This window comes from Micromonospora sp. CPCC 205561 (assembly GCF_036906775.1).
Lineage (GTDB): Bacteria > Actinomycetota > Actinomycetes > Mycobacteriales > Micromonosporaceae > Micromonospora.
Genome location: NZ_JBAKHV010000047.1, coordinates 1 through 18,262, shown reverse-complemented (window position 1 = coordinate 18,262; position 18,262 = coordinate 1). Strand labels below are relative to the sequence as shown.

Sequence of the window (18,262 nt, the reverse complement as noted above, 5' to 3'; positions counted from 1 at the left end):
AAGCCCTCATGAGCAAGTCCGCTCGGATGAACACCCTGATCAGGCCGCCCAAGGTGGCGTGGAACCCGACGCGGCGCCGGCTGCTGCGCGCGGCGGGAATCGATGACCTGCGCGCCGTCGCCCGGCGGGCGGTGCCCAGGGTGGTGTTCGACTACTGCGACGGGGCGGCGGACAGCGAGCGCAGCCTCAGCCGGGCCCGGGCAACCTTCGCCAGCACCGAGTTCCAGCCGTCCGTGCTGCGCGACGTGTCCGTCCTGGACACCAGCCGGGTGGTGCTCGGCAGGCGGCAGGAGCTGCCGTTCGCGCTGGCGCCCGTCGGGTTCAACCGGATGATGCACGCGGCGGGCGAGCCCGCCGTCGCCTCGGTCGCGCAGCGGTTCGGCGTGCCGTACTCGGTCTCCACCCTCGCCACCACGGCGCTGGCCGACATCGCCGCCGCCGCGCCCGAGGGCCGGCACTGGTTCCAGCTGTGCTTCGCCGAGGATCGGACGATGGTCAAGGAACTGCTCGCGCTCGCCGAGGAGGCGAGGTTCGACACCATCCTGCTGACCCTGGACACGCCGATCTCCGTCCCGCGCCGCCGCGACATCCGCAACGGACTGACCATCCCGCCGTCGATGAGCGTCGGCACGTTCGCCGAGGCGTGTGGAGATCCTGAGCCAGGAGATCGAGGTGACCATGAAGCTGCTCGGCGTCGCCTCGGTGGGCGAGCTGAACCGTTCCCACATCAGGTTCCGCTGAATCCCGTCGTGGGCGATGAACGGAACGCACTGCTGTGCATCGATATACATAGCGGTGGTGAGGGGTGCGGGTAGGGGTTGTCCGCCCTCCTTCTCTTGGTAACGATCGGATCGTCGTAATTCGGGCGCAGGTGGAGGTAATTCGTGGCAATGATGAAGGGAAATGGCCACTGCCATTCCTTCAACGGGGACGGGAGGATGGACATCATGGTCGTGGACGACGCCACGGGCCATCTGTTCGTCCTGCCCCACAACGGTAGCTACCGTGGCAGCGAGACCTTCGGCGAGCCGGAGCTGATCGGCACCCGCTTCCATGCCCTGCGCGATCACGGACTGGTCCGCTCCATCGACGTCAACGGCAACGGCTACGCCGACGTCATCGGCGCGAGCATGAAGCCCTGGCACGACAACCCCGGCATCTTCCTCTACCCGAACAGGGGCGGTCTGAACGGTCTCGACACGCTCGGGGAGCCGATCCGCATCTCGGGCTCGCGGGACGACAAGAAGTGGGAGACCCTCGGCATCGCCGACATCGACCTGGACGGCTGTGACGACATGTTCGGCCGGGAGAAGGACGCGGGAAATGTGGACGCGTTCTTCAACCAGCGGCAGGTAAGGCAGAACGAGACGTACGACCGTACCGCGCACCGGATGGTGACGGTCGACGTCGAGGACTTTCCGTTGGCGATGGCCGACGTCACCGGGACCGGTCGGCCCGACCTGCTGGTGCGGCGTGCGAACGGTGATCTGGACGTGTACGAGTTCGCGCACAACACCTCCGGGGAGGGGCCGTGGTGGCGGGGCGAGGGGCGTTGGTTCACGCTCGGGCGGGGGTGGCAGGAGTTCACGCAGATCGCGGTGACGGACATCGATCTTGACGGCCGGCCGGACCTGTTGGCGGTGCGTGCCGACGGCACGCTCGTCGTCCATCTGCACACCGGCAAGTTCGACCCGGACCGGCCGGCCGCGACGCTCTCCGCGGCGGAGGTCGTCGCGACCGGCTGGCAGAAGTACTCGGTGGTGAGCTGACATGGATCCGCTCGGGACGGGACGGCCCCGGTGCCGCGGGCATGTGACGAGAGGACGGCGATGAGCGCTGGTGCGGGCGGGCAGACCGCGTGGCGGCTGGTGGTGGACCAGAAGAGGTGCGTAGCCTCGGGCTTCTGTGTCGCCACCGCGCCGGACCACTTCACGCTGGAGGGGGCCTCCCGGCCGACGGCCGACGTGGTGGCGCCGGACGACGTGCTGGTCGAGGCCGCCGACTACTGTCCGGTGGAGGCCATCTCGGTGTTCGACGCGCGGACCGGGGCACGGATCGCCCCGGAGGGTTGACGGCGCGCGGACCCGCGCACGCAAGGACGTTCACAAGGCCCATCGGGCCCCGGGCACTCCCGGGGCCCGATGGGCCTTTCAGGTCCTCGGGAGGGCGCCGCGCGCCCGCCAGGTCGCCACGCCGGCCCCGACGCCCGGCGGCAGCGGTGGAGCGGCGCCGTCGGCGGAACCGTCACCCCGACCGGCCCACGACCGACCAGCCCCCCACCGGTGGTGGGAGGCTGGTCGCCGCGCCGCTCGTCAGGTGTTGTTCAGCTCGCTGTCGAGGATGTCGAACAGGTCGTCCGCCGTGACCGCGGAGAGGTCCTCGGCCGGGGCCGGGTTGGACTTGTCGCGCCACTTGGTCAGCAACCGTTGCAGGGCCGCGGCGATGTCCGTCTCCGCCGTCTGCGCCGCGTCGACCGACTCCAGCGTCGCCTCCAGCTTGGCGATGCCGTCCACCAGGCTGCGCAGCCTGAGCTTCGCCTGGTTGCCGCCCAGCTCCTCGGTCAGGTGCTCGACGAGCGCCGCGGGCGTGGGGTGGTCGAACGTCAGGGTCGCCGGCAGGCGCAGGCCGGTGGCCTGGTTGAGCCGGTTGCGCAGCTCCACCGCCGTCAGCGAGTCGAAGCCCATCAGCTTGAACGCCTGGTCCGACCGGACGGTCTCCACCGATCCGTGCCCCAGCACGGTGGCCACGTTCGCGCGTACCAGGGCCAGCAGCACCTCGCGCTGCTCCGGTTCGGCGAGCCCGGCCAGCCGGCTGGACAGCGACGCCGCGCTCTCCGCCGACGAGGCGCGCCGGGGACGGGCGAAGGACCGCAGCGGTGGGGGCGCCGACGTGTTCGTCCGCAGCACGCCCAGGTCCAACCTGATCGGGACCAGGCACGGTTCGTCCGTGCGGCAGGCCGCGTCGAACAGCGCGAGCCCCTCCTCGACGGTGTGCGCCAGCACGCCGGTGCGGCCGATGCGGGCAAGGTCGGCGTCGGTCAGGCCACCCGTCATCGCGCCACCGCCGCGCCACAGGCCCCAGGCCAGTGACGTGGCCGCGAGGCCGGCCGCCCGACGTCGCGCGGCCAGCGCGTCCAGGAAGGCGTTCGCCGCCGCGTAGTTCGCCTGGCCGGCGGTGCCCAGCACCCCCGTCGCCGAGGAGAACAGCACGAACAGCTCGACGTCGCCGGCCAGCTCGTGCAGGTTCAGGGCCGCGTCGACCTTCGCGCGCAGCACCGCGTCCACCCGCTCCGGCGTGAGCGACTCGACCGTTCCGTCGTCCAGCACGCCCGCCGCGTGCACGACGCCGACCAGGTCGGGCAGGGAGGCCAGGAGAGGCTCCAGGGCGGCGCGGTCGGCGGCGTCGCAGGCCGCCACGTCGACCCGGGCGCCCAGCGCCTCCAGTTCGGCCGTCAGCTCCGCCGCGCCGGGCGCGGCCGGCCCGCGGCGGGAGGTCAGCACGAGCTGCCGCGCGCCGTGCGCGGTGACCAGGTGACGGGCCAGTTCCGCGCCCAGGGCTCCCGTACCGCCGGTGACGAGCACGGTGCCCGCCGGATCGAACAGGCGGCGGTCCGACGGGGCCGCGAACGCCGCGAGCCGCGGCACGGTCGGCACCCCCTCACGGACGGCCACCTGCGGCTCGCCGGTCGCCACGGCCGCGCCGACGTGTGCCGGGTCGTCGGTGTCGACGAGGACGAAGCGGTCGGGATGCTCGGTCTGCGCGGAGCGGACCAGACCCCAGACGGCCGCCCCCGCCGGGTTCGTGCCGTCGGTGGCGCCCCGGGACACGAAGACCAGCGGGGAGCGGTCGCCGGGCAGCCACTCCTGGACCGCCGCGAGCGCGTCGTGCACGGCGGCCCGTACCGCCCCGGCGTCCGTGCCCGTCCCGACCTGGAACACGTCGAAGGCGTCGGCGGGGGCCACGGGCGCGGGGACCGGCAGCCACTCCAACCGGTGCAGCCCGTCCGGGCCGGCGGCGCTGTGCAGCTGCTCGACCGTCACCTGGCGCGTGACCAACGACTCGACCGTGGCCACCGGCAGGCCGGTGCCGTCGGCGAGCGCCAGGGCGTACGCGTCCGTGCCGGTGCGGGTGAGCCGCGCCCGCAGCGACGTCGCACCGCTGCTCAGCACCCGTACGCCGTGCCAGCTGAACGGCAGGCGCAGCGGATCGTCGGCCCCGGCGGCCAGGGCGATCGGGTGCAGGGCCGCGTCCAGCAGCGCCGGGTGCAGCCCGAACCGGCCCGCCGGCGCGACGGCGGGGAGGGCGACCTCCGCGAACAGTTCGTCGCCCCGACGCCAGGCCGCCACCAGACCCCGGAACGCGGGCCCGTAGTCGACGCCGAGGTCCGCGATCCGGTCGTACAGCTCCTCGACCGGGGCCGGGACGGCGTCGGCGGGCGGCCACTCGCCCGCCCAGTCGACGTCGGCCGCACCGGCGGCGTCGAGCAGGCCGCTCGCGTGCTGCGTCCACGGCTCGCCGTCGGCCGCGTCCTCGCGGCGGGAGTGCACCCGCAACGGCCGGCGTCCGACCTCGTCGGGCTCCCCGACCTCCACCTGTACCTGTACCGCGCCGTCCGCCGGCAGCACCAGCGGAGCGTGCAGGGTCAGCTCCTCGATTCCGCCGAGTTCGACGTGCTCGGCGGCCCGCCGCGCGAGTTCGACGAACGCGGCACCCGGCAGCAGGACCGTGCCGAGGACGGCGTGGTCGGCCAGCCAGGGCTGCTCGCGCAGGGACAGCCGCCCGGTGAGCACGCTCCGCTGGGAGTCGGCGAGCCCCAGCACCGCGCCGAGCAGCGGGTGGTCCGCCGCCCCGAGCCCGAGCCCGGTGGCGTCCGCCGGCCCGTCGGCGGGGACCAGCCAGTACCGCTGGTGCTGGAAGGCGTACGTCGGCAGCTCCACCTCCCGGGCACCGGCGGGGTACGCGTCGGCGTCGGGGCTGGTGCCGGCGGTGAAGAGGTGACCGACGGCGCGGGCGAGGGTGTGGGCCTCGGGTTCTCCCCGGCGCATGGTGGCGATCGCGGCGGCGTCGCCGGCGGTGGTGGTGGCGGCCGTCGCGAGGACCGTGTCGGGGCCGATCTCGAGGAAGGTCCCGACGTGGTGCGTACCGGCGAGGGTCTCGACGGCGTCGTGGAAGCGGACGGTTCGGCGGAGCTGGGTGACCCAGTGCTCGGGGGTGGAGCGCAGCGGTCGCCCGTCGACGGTGGAGATGACGGGGACGGCGGGCTCCCGGTGGGTGACGGCGGCGGCCACGGCCCGGTACTCGTCGAGGACGGGATCCATCAGGTGGGAGTGGAACGCGTGGGAGACGGTGAGCCGCTTCGTCCGGTGGCCCTGCGTGGCGAGTGCCTCGGCCGCCGCGAGGGTGTCGGCCTCGTCGCCGGAGAGGACGAGGTCGGTACGGGTGTTGACGGCGGCGACGCCGACGGTGTCGCTGAGGTACGGGGCCACCTGCTCCTCGGTGGCCTGTACGGCGATCATGGCGCCCCCGGTGGGTAGCGACTGCATGAGCCTGGCGCGCGCGGCGACGAGCTTCGCGGCGTCGGCGAGGTCCCAGACGCCGGCGACGTGGGCGGCGGCGAGTTCGCCGATGGAGTGCCCGGCGACCAAGTCGGGGCGGACGCCCCAGGACTCGACGAGCCGGTACAGGGCGACCTCGAAGGCGAACAGGGCGGGTTGCGTGTAGCCGGTCTGGTGCAGGTCGTCACTGTCGACGACCTTGCGTAGCGGTTGGTCGAGGTGGGCGTCGAGGGCGGCGCACACCTCGTCGAACGCGGCGGCGAAGACGGGGTACGCGGCGGCGAGCTCGGTGCCCATCCCCAGCCGTTGCGCGCCCTGGCCCGTGAAGAGGAAGGCCAGCCCGCCGGTCCCGGGGGTGCCCGTGACCAGGTTGGCGGCGCTCGCGCCGGCGGCGAGGGCGGTCAGGCCGGCGAGGAGTTCCTGCCGGTCGGCCCCGGTGACGGCGGCGCGGTGCTCGAAGTCGACCCGGGAGGTGAGCAGGGAACGGGCGACGTCGGGGCTGGACAGGTCGGGGTGGGCGACCAGGTGGTCGTGCAGCCGCCGGGCCTGTTCCCGTAGCGCCTGCTCGGAGCGGCCGGACAACAGCCAGGGCACCACCGGCGGCGGCGGGCCGGCGGTGTCGGCGGCGGCCGGGACGGCGGCGGGCGGCTCCTCGATGATCACGTGGGCGTTCGTGCCGCTGACGCCGAAGGAGGACACCCCCGCGCGGCGCGGGCGGCCGTTCTGCCGCCACTCGGCCGCCTCGGTCAGCAGCGCGACGGAGCCCGCAGACCAGTCGATCTTCGGGGACGGCTCGTCGACGTGCAGGGTGCGTGGCAGCAGCCCGTGCCGCAGGGCGAGCACCATCTTGATGACCCCGCCGACGCCGGCGGCGGCCTGGGCGTGACCGATGTTCGACTTCAGCGAGCCCAGCCAGAGTGGCCGGTCCCGGTCCTGCCCGTAGGTGGCCAGGATGGCCTGGGCCTCGATCGGGTCGCCCAGGGACGTGCCGGTGCCGTGCGCCTCGACGGCGTCCACCTGGTCGGGCGTCAGGCCGGCGTTGGCCAGTGCCGAGCGGATCACCCGCTGCTGCGACGGCCCGTTGGGGGCGGTGAGCCCGTTGGAGGCGCCGTCCTGGTTCACCGCCGAGCCGCGGACGAGGGCGAGGACCCGGTGGCCGTTGCGGCGCGCGTCGGAGAGCCGCTCGACCACCAGCACGCCGACGCCCTCCGCCCAGCCGGTGCCGTCCGCGGCGGCGGCGAACGACTTGCACCGGCCGTCGCGGGCGAGGCCCCGCTGCTTGGAGAACTCGACGTACAGGCTGGGGGTGGACATGATGGTCACTCCGCCGGTAAGCGCGAGGGAGCACTCGCCGGAGCGCAGCGCCTGCACGGCGAGGTGCAGCGCGACCAGCGACGACGAGCAGGCCGTGTCGACGGTGACCGCCGGCCCCTCCAGCCCGAACGTGTACGCCACCCGGCCCGAGGCGATGCTGCCCGCGGTGCCGGTGCCGAGGAACCCCTCGACGCCGTCGGGCACCACGCTCGATCCGGCGGCGTAGTCGTGCGTCATGAGACCGGTGAAGACGCCGGTGGCGGAGCCGCGCAGCCGGTCCGGCCGCAGCCCGGCGTTCTCCAGCGCCGCCGAGCACGTCTCCAGGAACACCCGCTGCTGCGGGTCCATCGCCAGCGCCTCGCGCGGGCTGATGCCGAAGAACTCCGCGTCGAACCCGGCCGCGTCGAGCAGGAAGCCGCCCCGGTCGACGTAGCTGGTGCCCGGGGTGTCCGGGTCGGGGTCGAACAGGGTCTCCAGCGACCAGCCGCGGTCGGTCGGGAAGCCGCTGATGCCCTCGCCACCGTCGAGCAGCAGCTGCCACAGCTCGTCCGGCGAGTTGACGTCGCCCGGGTAGCGGCAGGCCATCCCGACGATCGCGATCGGCTCGTCGGTGGGTCGGGCCGCGACCGCCGGCGCGGCCGGCTGCCGCTCGTCCGGCCGGTCGCTCAGCTCGCCCAGCAGGAACCCGGCGAGGGCGTCCGGGTTGGGGTAGTCGAAGGTCAACGTCGCGGGCAGCCGCAGCCCCGTCGCGGTGTTGAGCCGGTTGCGCAGCTCGACGGCCATCAGCGAGTCGAAGCCGAGCTGACGGAACGGGGCGGTCACGGCGACCGACTCCACGTCCGGCTGGGCGAGGACGGCCGCGACCTGGGCCCGCACGATGTCGATCAGGTGTCGGCGCTGCTCCTCCTCGCTGCGGCCGGCCAGCTCGCGGGCCAGCGCGGAGGCGCCCGGCCGGGTCGCGGCCTGCCGTCGGCGCGGCACCTTGGCCAGGCCGTGCAGCGGCGGCGCGGCGTTCGCCGCGGCGCGTACGGCGGCGACGTCGATGTTGACGGGCACCAGGTGCGCCTCGTCCGCGCGGCACGCGGCGTCGAACAGCGCGAGCCCCTCCTCGACGCTGTGCGGGAGCAGGCCGCCGCGCGCGATGCGGGCCAGGTCGGCCTCGCCGAGCTGGCTGGTCATCGCGCTGGCCTCCGCCCAGAGACCCCAGGACAGCGAGACCGCCGCGCGGCCCTCGGCCCGCCGCCGCGCGGCCAGGCCGTCGAGGAACGCGTTCGCCGCCGCGTAGTTGGCCTGCCCGGCGGTGCCTATGACGCTCGCGACGGAGGAGTAGAGCACGAACAGCTCGACGTCGCCCGCCAGCTCGTGCAGGTGGAGCGCGGCGTCGACCTTGGGTCGCAGGACGGCGTCCAGGCGCTCGGGCGTGAGCGACTCCAGGATGCCGTCGTCGAGTACGCCCGCGGTGTGCACCACGCCCACCAGCGGCCGGGGAAGGCCGGCGAGCAGCGCGGCCAGCGCCTCCCGGTCGGCGGTGTCGCAGGCGACGACGTCGACCGAGGCGGCGCCGAGAGCGGTCAGCTCGTCGGTCAACTCGGCGGCGCCCGGCGCGTCCGGGCCCCGGCGGGAGGCGAGGACCAGGTGCTCCGCGCCGTGCCGGGTGACCAGGTGCCGGGCTAGCGCGGCGCCGAGCGTGCCGGTGCCGCCGGTGATCAGGACCGGGCCGGCGGGGTCGAACAGCCGGTGCTCGGCGGTGGCGGAGGCGTGCCGCGCGAGCCGCGGCACGGTCAGCGCCCCGTCCCTGAGGGCGAGCTGCGGCTCCCCGGAGGCGATCGCGGCGGCGAGGGCGCGCTCGGACTTGTCGGTGCCGTCGGTCTCCACGAGCACGAAGCGGTCCGGGTGCTCGGTCTGGGCGGAACGGACCAGCCCCCACGCCGCCGTGCCCGCGAGATCCCCGGCCTCGGTGACCACGGCCAGCCGCGTACCGCCGGCCGCCGCCCGCTGGACCGTCGCCAGCGTGTCGTACAGGGAAGTCCGTACGGCCTCGGCGGTGTCGCCCGCCTCGACGCGGAACACCTCGACGTCGGGCACGCCGGCGCCGGTCGGGACGGCCACGGGCACCCAGTCCGGGCGGTACAGCGCGGCGGCGGGGCCGCTCGTGCCGGCCAGGCCGTTCGTCGTGAGCGGCCGGACGGCGACCGCGTCGGCGCTCAGCACCGGGTTGCCGTCGTCGTCGGTGGTGCTCACCCGCAGGGCGTTCTCGCCGGCGGGGGAGAGGCGCATCCGCAGCACCGAGGCCCCCCGGCGGTGCAGGCGCACCCCCTGCCAGGAGAAGGGCAGCCAGGCCCGGCCCTCGCCGCCGTCCACGTGCAGCACCAGCGGGTGCATGGCGGCGTCGAGCAGCGCCGGGTGCACGCCGTAGCGCACGGCGGCCGGTTCCTCCTCGGTGCGCAGGGTGGCCCGGGCGAACAGCTCGTCGCCGCGCCGCCACACCTCCTGGACCCCCTGGAAGGCGGGGCCGTAGCAGAATCCGCGCGCCAGCAGCCAGCCGTAGAAGTCACCGACGTCGACGATCTCCGCGCCGGCCGGCGGCCACTCGTCCGCCGGGGTCGGCGCCGGTGCCGCCGCCGGCGCGTCGGCCAGCACGCCGGAGGCGTGGCACGTCCACTCCGCGTCCGACCCCTGGTCGGCCGGCTGGGAGTACACGCCGAACTCGCGGCGGCCCTGCTCGTCGGGTCGGCCGACCCACACCTGGAGGTTGACCCGCTGCTGTTCGGTGAGCGTCAGCGGGGCCTGGAGGGTGAGTTCCTCGACCATCGTGCTGCCGGCGTACTCGGCGGCGTGCGCGGCCAGCTCGAGGAACGCGGTGCCGGGCAGCAGGACCGTGTCGAGGACGGCGTGGTCGGCGAGCCAGGGCTGCTCGCGCAGGGAGAGCCGCCCGGTGAGCACGAGCCGGTCGGTGTCGATCACGCCCAGCACCGCGCCGAGCAGCGGGTGGCGCGCCGCGGTGAGCCCGGCCGCGCCCACGTCGCCCCCGCCCGCCGGCCGCAGCCAGTACGACCGCCGCTGGAACGGGTACGTCGGCAGCGGCACCTCGCGGGCGCCGGCGAAGTACGCGTCGGCGTCGAGGCCGGTCCCGACGGTGAAGAGGTGACCGACGGCCCGGGCGAGGCTGTGCGTCTCGGGCTGCCCCCGGCGCATGGTGGCGATGCCGGTGGCGTCGCCGGTGGTGGTGGCGAGGACGGTGTCGGGGCCGATCTCGAGGAAGGTGCCGACCTGGTGGTCGGTGGTGAGGGAGGTGACGGCGTCGTGGAAGCGGACGGCGTGCCGGACCTGGTCGACCCAGTGCTCGGCGGTGGACACCAGCGGCCGCCCGTCGACCGTGGAGATCAGGCCGATCCGGGGCTCCCGGTGGGTGATGGACGCGGCGACGGCGCGGTAGTCGTCGAGCATCGGGTCCATCAGGTGCGAGTGGGCGCCCAGCGGGATGGGCAGCCGCTTGGTCTTGTGCCCCAGCGCGGCGAGCTGCTCGGCGGCGGCGAGGGTGGGGGTCTCGTCGCCGGAGATGACCAGGTCGGTGGGGGTGTTGACGGCGGCGATGCCGACCCGGTCGCTCAGGTACGGGGTGACCTGTTCCTCGGTGGCCTGGACGGCGACCATCACGCCGCCCAGCGGCAGGGCCGCCATGAGGGTGGCGCGGGCGGCGACGAGCTTCGCGGCGTCGGCGAGCGACCAGACGCCGGCGACGTACGCGGCGGAGAGCTCGCCGAGGGAGTGCCCCGCCACGAAGCCGGGACGGATGCCCCACGACTCGACGAGCCGGTAGAGGGCGACCTCGAAGGCGAACAGGGCGGGCTGGGTGTACGCGAACCGGTGCAGGTCCTCGCTACCGATGATCTCGCGTACCGGGCGGTCCAGGTGCCGGTCCAGCTCGGCGCAGGCCTCGTCGAAGGCGGCGGCGAAGACCGGGTACGCGGCGGCGAGTTCGGCGCCCATGCCGAGGTACTGGGCGCCGGTCCCGGTGAACAGGAACGCCAGGCCGCCCGGGTGCGCGGTGCCGGTGACGACGTCGGCGGAGCCGCCACCGTCGGCGAGGGCGGAGAGCGCGTCGAGCAGGTCCTGCCGGGTGGCGCCGGTGACGGCGGCCCGGTGGCCGAAGGCGGCCCGGGTGGTGACCAGGGACCGACCGACGTCGGCGGGCCGCAGGTCGGGACGGTCGGCGACGTGGTCGTGCAGCCGGCGGGCCTGTTCCCGCAGCGCCTGCTCGGAACGCGCCGACAACAGCCACGGCACCACCGGCGGCGGCGCGTCGGTGGCCTCCGGGGCGTCCGGGGCGGGCGGCTCCTCGATGATCACGTGCGCGTTCGTGCCGCTCATCCCGAACGACGAGACGGCGGCGCGGCGCGGACGGTCCCCGGCGGGCCACGCGACCGGCTCGGTCAGCAGCGACACCGCCCCGGCCGACCAGTCCACCTTGCTGGTCGGCTCCGAGACGTGCAGCGTGCGCGGCAGCAGCCCGTGCCGCAGGGCGAGCACCATCTTGATGACCCCGCCGACGCCGGCGGCGGCCTGCGTGTGGCCGATGTTCGTCTTCAGCGAGCCCAGCCAGAGTGGCCGGTCCCGGTCCTGCCCGTAGGTGGCCAGGACGGCCTGCGCCTCGATCGGGTCACCCAACGAGGTGCCGGTCCCGTGGGCCTCGACGGCGTCCACCTGGTCGGGCGTCAGGCCGGCGTTGGCCAGTGCCGCGCGGATCACCCGCTGCTGCGCCGGCCCGTTGGGCGCGGTCAGGCCGTTGGAGGCGCCGTCCTGGTTGACGGCCGTGCCGCGGACGACGGCGAGCACCCGGTGGCCGTTGCGGCGCGCGTCGGAGAGCCGCTCCACCACCAGTACGCCGGCGCCCTCGCCCCAGCCGGTGCCGTCGGCGTCGTCGGAGAACGCCTTGCACCGGCCGTCGGGGGCGAGGCCGTTCTGCCGGGAGAACTCGGTGAAGGTCTCCGTGCCGGACATCACGGTCACCCCGCCCGCCAGCGCCATCGCGCACTCGCCGGAGCGCAGCGCGCGTACGGCCAGGTGCAGGGCGACCAGCGACGCCGAGCAGGCGGTGTCGACGGTCATCGCCTGGCCCTCCAGGCCCAGGGCGTACGCGATCCGGCCGGACGCCACGCTGCTCTGGGTGCCGGTGATGAGGAAGCCGTCGACCCCGTCCTCCTCGCTGTGCCCGACCCGGCCGTAGGACTGCACGTGCAGGCCCGTGAAGACGGCGGTGTCGCTGCCGCGCAGCGAGGCCGGCGGGATCCCGGCGTTCTCCAGCGACTCCCACGTGGTCTCCAGGAGCACCCGCTGCTGCGGGTCCATGGCCAGCGCCTCGCGGGGGCTGATGCCGAAGAACTCCGCGTCGAACTCGTCCGCGTCGTGCAGGAAGGCGCCCGCGGTCGCGGAGCACGTGCCCGGCCCGTCACCGGCGAACAGCGCGGCGAGGTCCCAGCCGCGGTTGGTCGGGAAGTCGCCGGTCACGTCGGTGCCGCTCTCGACCACCCGCCACAGGTCGTCGGGGGAGCTGACGCCGCCCGCGAAACGGCAGGCCATGCCGACGATGGCGATCGGCTCGCCCTCGTCGTACGCCTCGACCGCGCTCGGCACCGTCTCGGCCGCGCCGAGGCCCAGGGCGTCCAACAGGTGGGTGGCGAGGATGTCCGGCGTCGGGTAGTCGAAGACCAGGCTCGCCGGCAGGGTGAGGCCGGTCGCGGCGCAGAGCCGGTTGCGCAGCTGCACGGCGGTGAGCGAGTCGTAGCCGAGCTGCCGGAACGGCGTCTCGCCGTCGATCGTCGCGGGCGCCTGGTCGCGCAGGACCTCGCGGGTCGCGGTCCGTACGACGTCCCGCAGCAGAGCGGGGCGGTCCTGCTCCGGCATCGCCAGCAGCCGCTCGGCGAGCGCGGGGCGGGCGCCGTCGGTGTCGAGCCCGTCGGCCGCCACGGGACGCGCGGCGACCACGCCGGGCTCGCCCGCCGCCAGGGCGGCGTCGAGCAAAGCGGTACGCCGTGCCTCGGGCAGCGGGACGAAGCCGGGGGCGGACCAGGCCACGGAGACCCCGGACAGGCCGAGCGCGCGCCGGTGCCGCACCAGCGCGTCGGCGACGGCGGTGGCGGCGACGTCCCACTCGTCGCGGAGCAGCACGAACGCGGCCCGGGGCAGCGCCTCGTGCAGCGCCTGCGTCTCCTCGGCCGCGAGGTCCACCGCCACGACGGCGGTGACCGGCTGGTCCCCGAGGACGGCCGCCAGCGTCTCCCGGTCGAACGGCACGCCCGGGTGCGCGGACAGCCGCGCGCCGAACGTCGCCAGCTTGGCCGGGGCGTCGGCGGGCACGTCGTCGGGGCCGACCAGCACCAGCTCCCGGACGTCGTGGGCCGCCACGAGATGGCGGGCCAGCGTCGCGTCGTACGACCGGGCGACGATCGCGACGGTGCCCCGCTGCGGTGCGTCGCCGGGCCGGGCGGCGACGGCCGCGTACCGGGGCAGGAGCAGCTCGCCCGCGCGGACGGCCAGCACCTCCTCCCCGGAGGCCACGGCCGCGCGCAGCAGGTCGTCGCTCACGCCGTCGGCGTCGACCAGCACGAGCCGGTCGGGGCGGCGGAGCTGGTGTGCCCGCGCCGCCGCCCAGGCGGCGGCCTGTCGGGAGGCCGTGGCGTCGTCACCGTGCAGGGCGCCGCGGGTCAGCACGACGAGGCGCGAGTCCTCCGGCCGGTCCTCGTCGAGCGTCCGCTCCAGCAGCCCGGACAGGGCCGCGGCGTCGGCGTAGCTCTCGACGGCGAGGCCGGCCCCGCTGAGGTCGGCGGTCAGCTCGGGCGGCCCCACGACCGACCAGGTGAACTCACCCGGCGTACGCACCGGCACCGGCTCCCAGCGCAGCACGTGCAGCGCGTCGTGCTGCGACCCGGCCACGCAGAGCAGGCGGCGGGGCAGCTCGGGGAGCCGGTGGCGGGCGGGGCTGCCCAGGGCGGTGCGCGGGATCTCCCGCACCAGGTACGTCTCGACCGGCACGGCGGCGGCGGACAGCTCCGCGCGGCAGGTAGCCGACAGCCCGGCACCGTCCACGTCGGACCCGACCACGTACGCGACCAGCCCGTCCGGCCCGACGAGGGCAGCCGCGTCGACCACCCCGGCCACGCCGCGCAGTACGGCGTCGACCCGGTCCAGCCGCACCCGCTCGCCGTTGACCACGACGATGTCGGCCAGCCGGCCGGTGACCGTCAGGTGTCCGGAGTCGTCGCGGCGGGCCAGGTCGCCGGTGCGGTACCAGCCGCCGCCCATCGCCTCGGCCGTCTCGGTGGAGAGGTCGTGGTAGCCGCCGGCCATCACGTTCGGGCCGCTGACCCAGACCTCGCCCTCCTGACCGGGGCTCAGGTCGGCGCCCGAGCGGGGGTCGACCACCCGGACGCTGAGGCCCGGCAGGGGCAGGCAGCGCCGCTCGGTGTCGCCGCCCGGCCAGCTCACCGCGATCAGACCGGAGGTCTCGGTGGTCGCGTAGCCGGCGAGCAGCGGCGCGGCGAACGCGGCCTCGAACCGCCGGCGCAGCGCCGGGTCCACCGGACCGACGGCCAGGCCGACCCGGACCCCCGCCGCCTGCGGCACCGGCGCGTCCAACAGCTCGCCGTGCGACGCGCCGGTACCCACCAGCACGGTGCCACCCAGCGCGTCGAGCACGGCACGCGTCTCGTCGGCGGGCAGGCCGCCGGCGAGCCGGACCGTCGCCCCCGCCGCCGAGGCGGCGACCAGCTGTCCGAGCCAGGCGTGCACGGGCAGCATCCACAGCACCCGGTCGTCCTCGGTGCACCCGACCCCGGCCAGCTGCGCCGCCGCGGCGGGCCACAGCGCGTTGCGGGTGGTGGCGAGCACGCCCTTGCGGGGGCCGGTCGTCCCTGCCGTGTAGGTGAGCAACGCCAGGTCGTCGACGCCGGCGTCGTCGCGGGGTGGCGACCCGGGCTCAATCGTCGTGAGTTCCTCGAACGAGTGCGCCTCGCCGTCGTACCCGCCGTCCACGATCAGGTTCGGCACCCGCACCCGGCCGGCGTTCGCGGCGTCGGTGATCACGAACTCCGCGTTCGAGTCCGCGACGAGCCGGGCCAGCTCGTCGTCGTCGACCGTCGGGTCGAGCGGCACGGCGATCCCGCTGGCGCGGACGACCGAGAGCACGCCCTCCAGCGCCGCGACGCCGTCCAACAGGACGACGACCCGGTCCGTCGGCCACAGTCCCAGATCGGCGAGGTGCCCGGCGAGTCGCGCCGTCCGCGCCGCCAGTTCCCCGTGGCTCACGCCACGGCGGGAGTCGGCGTAGGCGGTCCGGGCGCCGAACCTGGCAGCGTTGGCGCGGAGCAGTTCGGGCAGGGGACGGAGCAGGTCGGTACGCGGCATGGTTCAACAACCTCTTGTCGGACAGGAGTTGCGATTCGGGCCGGGTGGGAAGCGCTCAGACCAGGACCGGAAGCGACGCCAGGGCGGGCAGCAGCGGGGAACGCCGTACCGTCAGCGACTCCCGGGGCACGGCCAGCCTGATGTCGGGGAAGCGGGTGAACAGCTCACGCAGGGCGATGATCGTCTCCATCCGGGCCAGTTCGGAGCCGGAGCAGAAGTGCGGGCCGCCGCCGAACGCCACGTGCGCCTTGTCGGAGCGGTCGATGTCGAGAACCTGCGGGTCGGGGAAGCGCCTCGGGTCGTTGCCGGCCGCGGTCAGGTACAGCAGGACCGTCTCGCCCTTGCCGATCTTCGTGCCGTCGATCTCCAGGTCCTCGGTGGCGAAGCGCCGGAAGCCGTGGTGCACCGAGCCGTTCCTGCGCAGCATCTCCTCGACGGCGGCGTCGAACAGCGCAGGGTCCTCGCGGAGCCGCGCCAGCGTCGCCGGCTCGTCCAGCAGGGCCAGCGCTCCCCGGCTGATCATGCCCGAGGTGGTGTCGTAACCGGCGATGAGCGTCAGCACGGACATCGCCACCACCTGGAAGGCGTCGAGCTCGGGCTCCCCGTCCGCGTTCTTGGCGTGGATCCAGTGCGAGATGAGGTCGTCGCCGGGCTCCGCCGTCCGCTGCTCCCGGATCAGGTTCATGACCTGCGCCATCTCCGTGCGGACCTGCCCGTTGGTCTCGTCGTCGCCGGTGAAGGTCTGGTCCGCCCACCGCTTGAGCTTCGTGCGGTACTCGTCGGGGACGCCGAGCACGTCGCAGACGATCGTGATCGGCAGGACGGCCGCGTAGTCCTCGACCAGGTCTCCGCCGCCTGCCGCCGCGATCGCGTCCAACCGGGCGGTGACCACCTCGTGGATCCGGGGACGGAATTTCTCCAAGTTGCGGGGAAGGAACGCGGCATTGACCATCTTCTTGAACCGGGTGTGCTCCGGCGGATCGAGGGTGACGATGGTGCCCGTCGATGACGCCTCGGGGAAGCGCTGGCCGATGAAGTCTCCATTGGAGTACTCGCGGGGACGCGCGAGGCGCTTGTCGCGCAGGGCCGAGTAGACCTCGGCGTGGCCGATCACCACCCACACCTGGCCGTGGCCGTCGAGACATGTCCGGTGGACCGTGCCCTGCTCGTGCAGCGCCGCGTACAAGTCGTAAGGGGCGTACGGGCTGGAGAAGTAGTCGTCATCCACCAGTTCCTGATGCCCGTGCACCGGGCACTTGTTCGCCATGTCGTCCTCGCTGTGATCGAAGAAAATAATCGCTGTCGGCACCCGGTGCGTCGGGCGACTCAGACCGCCCGCGCGCCCATGGTGCCCGCAACCGGTCCACGCGCTGGTAATTGTCGGGACGACATCCGTTGGTGCGTCGCCAGCTCACCCCGCGAGCGCGGGAATTTGGATTTTGGTGTCGTGTTCCAGGATGCGGTGTTGGAGTTCCTGGAGGCTGCGACCGGGTTCGAGGCCGAGGCCGTCGACGAGTGCTTCGCGGGTACGTCGGTAGACGCGCAGGGCGTCGACCTGCCGTCCGCTGCGGTAGAGGGCGAGCATGAATTGGTGGCAGAGGCGTTCGCGCATGGGCTCGGCGGCGGTGAGGATTTCGAGTTCGGGGGTGATTTCGCGGTGCCGGCCGCAGGCGAGTTCGGCTTCGAGGCGGTCTTCGATGGCGGAGAGTCGTTCGTCTTCGATTGCCGTCAGTTCGGACCAGGTGATGCCGGTTTCGACGAGGTCGGCGAGGGCGCGTCCGCGCCACAGCGACAGGCCCTGGTAGAGAAGCTCGGCGGCGTGGGCCGGGTTGTTGGTGGCGATGGCCTGGCGGCCTTCGCGGACGAGCCGACGGAAGCGGTAGAGGTCAATGGTCTCGGTGTCGATGCGGAGCTGGTAGCCGGGTGCGTAGGTGTGCAGGGTGGGCGTGGTGGTGGGGTCGGTGTTGGCGTTGAGGGTGCGGCGGATGGCGGAGACGGCGTTCTGGATCATCTTGCGGGCGGTGGGGGGCGGGTTGCCGTCCCAGATGGCGTGCAGGAGCTGGCTGGTGGGTACGACCTTGTTGGCGTTGAGGATGAGGTAGCCGAGGATTGCGCGTTGGCGGATCCCGCCGAGTTCGAGCGGGGTGTTGTCCTCGGTGACTTCGGTGCTTCCGAGCACGGAGAAGTGCATGGTGGGCTCCGGGTGGTGTTGGCGCCTGGGCGCGTTTCCGGCGAGGTTCGAGGTTCCCACCGGCAGTCATTGGTGGGGCACCCCTAGGGCACCCCGCAGGATGTGTGGGCGCATGACGGGGGTCATTGGGTGGGAAGTGTGGAGTCCCTGGTCAGGCATTGTGGGTCGGGGGTGGGGCATGAGAACGTCACAGTGATGTGATGGCCTGTGCACGAGGAATGCGGTAAAGGCGCTGGTCGGCCGGTGCGATCGATGTAACCGGGCCACGTGACGGGCACCCCGGTCGACCGGCGGGCTGTTTCGCACGGCCCACGGTCACGCGGTTCCGAATGGGCGCCCGGCGTCGCCGCGAGGCGGAGCCGCGCGATCGGAGAGCACGCCGCCGGCGACGTGGCCGCGACTCTCCGGCGATCGGGGGGAACCCGCCCGGGACTCCCGACGCGGGTCGGGTCCTGCTCCGGCCCGCGCCCTCGCCGCGGGCCGCTCGCGTCACGGGGACCGGCGGAACCGCACCGGTGCGGAGGCGGGACGCCGCCGGGCACGCACCCGGGTTCCGGAACCCGGGTGCGCGCCCGACGGCGAGCCGTGCCGTGCCAGGTGGAGCAGGCCCGGCCGCACGTGCGGAGCGTCCGGACGCGCGGTGGGACCGGTCAGGCGGTGGCGGGACGCGGGGCCCACCCGAGCCGGACGGGGGAGCGGGCCCCACTTCAGCCCCGGTGCCGGCGCCCGGGAGCGGACGGCCGCCCCCGGGCGCCGGCCGCCGGCCCCGGGCCGGACGGGCGCGCCGCAAGGCGGATCG

6 protein-coding genes are annotated in these 18,262 nt (G+C 74.3%); 3 read left to right on the top strand and 3 right to left on the bottom strand.

Features of this window, described 5'->3' with window-relative positions:
- Window positions 1–8: 8 nt before the first annotated feature.
- The 3 genes from V6V16_RS21785 (at window position 9) to V6V16_RS21775 (ending at window position 2,072) form a co-directional block, all read left to right on the top strand.
- Window positions 9–815 carry an alpha-hydroxy acid oxidase gene (locus tag V6V16_RS21785; RefSeq protein WP_334564800.1) on the top strand — a complete coding sequence of 269 codons (807 nt, stop codon included), beginning with the start codon at window positions 9–11 and terminating at the stop codon, window positions 813–815.
- Between the two features lie 75 nt (window positions 816–890).
- Window positions 891–1,769 carry an FG-GAP repeat domain-containing protein gene (locus V6V16_RS21780; protein ID WP_334564805.1) on the top strand — a complete coding sequence of 293 codons (879 nt, stop codon included), beginning with the start codon at window positions 891–893 and terminating at the stop codon, window positions 1,767–1,769.
- Between the two features lie 60 nt (window positions 1,770–1,829).
- Window positions 1,830–2,072, top strand: coding sequence for a ferredoxin (locus V6V16_RS21775; protein ID WP_334564798.1), 243 nt, complete (start codon window positions 1,830–1,832; stop codon window positions 2,070–2,072).
- Between the two features lie 240 nt (window positions 2,073–2,312).
- Here V6V16_RS21775 and V6V16_RS21770 read toward each other — a convergent pair whose 3' ends face one another.
- The 3 genes from V6V16_RS21770 to V6V16_RS21760 form a co-directional block, all read right to left on the bottom strand.
- Window positions 2,313–15,272 (bottom strand): SDR family NAD(P)-dependent oxidoreductase, encoded by a 12,960-nt coding sequence (locus V6V16_RS21770; RefSeq protein ID WP_334564796.1) that lies wholly within the window; start codon window positions 15,270–15,272, stop codon window positions 2,313–2,315.
- Between the two features lie 55 nt (window positions 15,273–15,327).
- A complete protein-coding gene (locus V6V16_RS21765) occupies window positions 15,328–16,539 on the bottom strand; it encodes a cytochrome P450 family protein (protein ID WP_334564794.1) in 1,212 nt (403 codons plus the stop codon).
- A 144-nt stretch (window positions 16,540–16,683) separates the two neighbouring features.
- Entirely contained in the window at window positions 16,684–17,463 is a 780-nt protein-coding gene (locus tag V6V16_RS21760; RefSeq protein WP_334564792.1) for an AfsR/SARP family transcriptional regulator, read from the bottom strand.
- Window positions 17,464–18,262: the final 799 nt, after the last annotated feature.

Excerpts from the sequence above, each read along its gene's own strand:
- V6V16_RS21785 (WP_334564800.1), top strand. The coding sequence starts at position 9 with ATGAGCAAGTCCGCTCGGATGAACACCCTGATCAGGCCGCCCAAGGTG.
- V6V16_RS21780 (WP_334564805.1), top strand. The coding sequence starts at position 891 with ATGATGAAGGGAAATGGCCACTGCCATTCCTTCAACGGGGACGGGAGG.
- V6V16_RS21775 (WP_334564798.1), top strand. The coding sequence starts at position 1,830 with ATGAGCGCTGGTGCGGGCGGGCAGACCGCGTGGCGGCTGGTGGTGGAC.
- V6V16_RS21770 (WP_334564796.1), bottom strand. The coding sequence starts at position 15,272 with ATGCCGCGTACCGACCTGCTCCGTCCCCTGCCCGAACTGCTCCGCGCC.
- V6V16_RS21765 (WP_334564794.1), bottom strand. The coding sequence starts at position 16,539 with ATGGCGAACAAGTGCCCGGTGCACGGGCATCAGGAACTGGTGGATGAC.
- V6V16_RS21760 (WP_334564792.1), bottom strand. The coding sequence starts at position 17,463 with ATGCACTTCTCCGTGCTCGGAAGCACCGAAGTCACCGAGGACAACACC.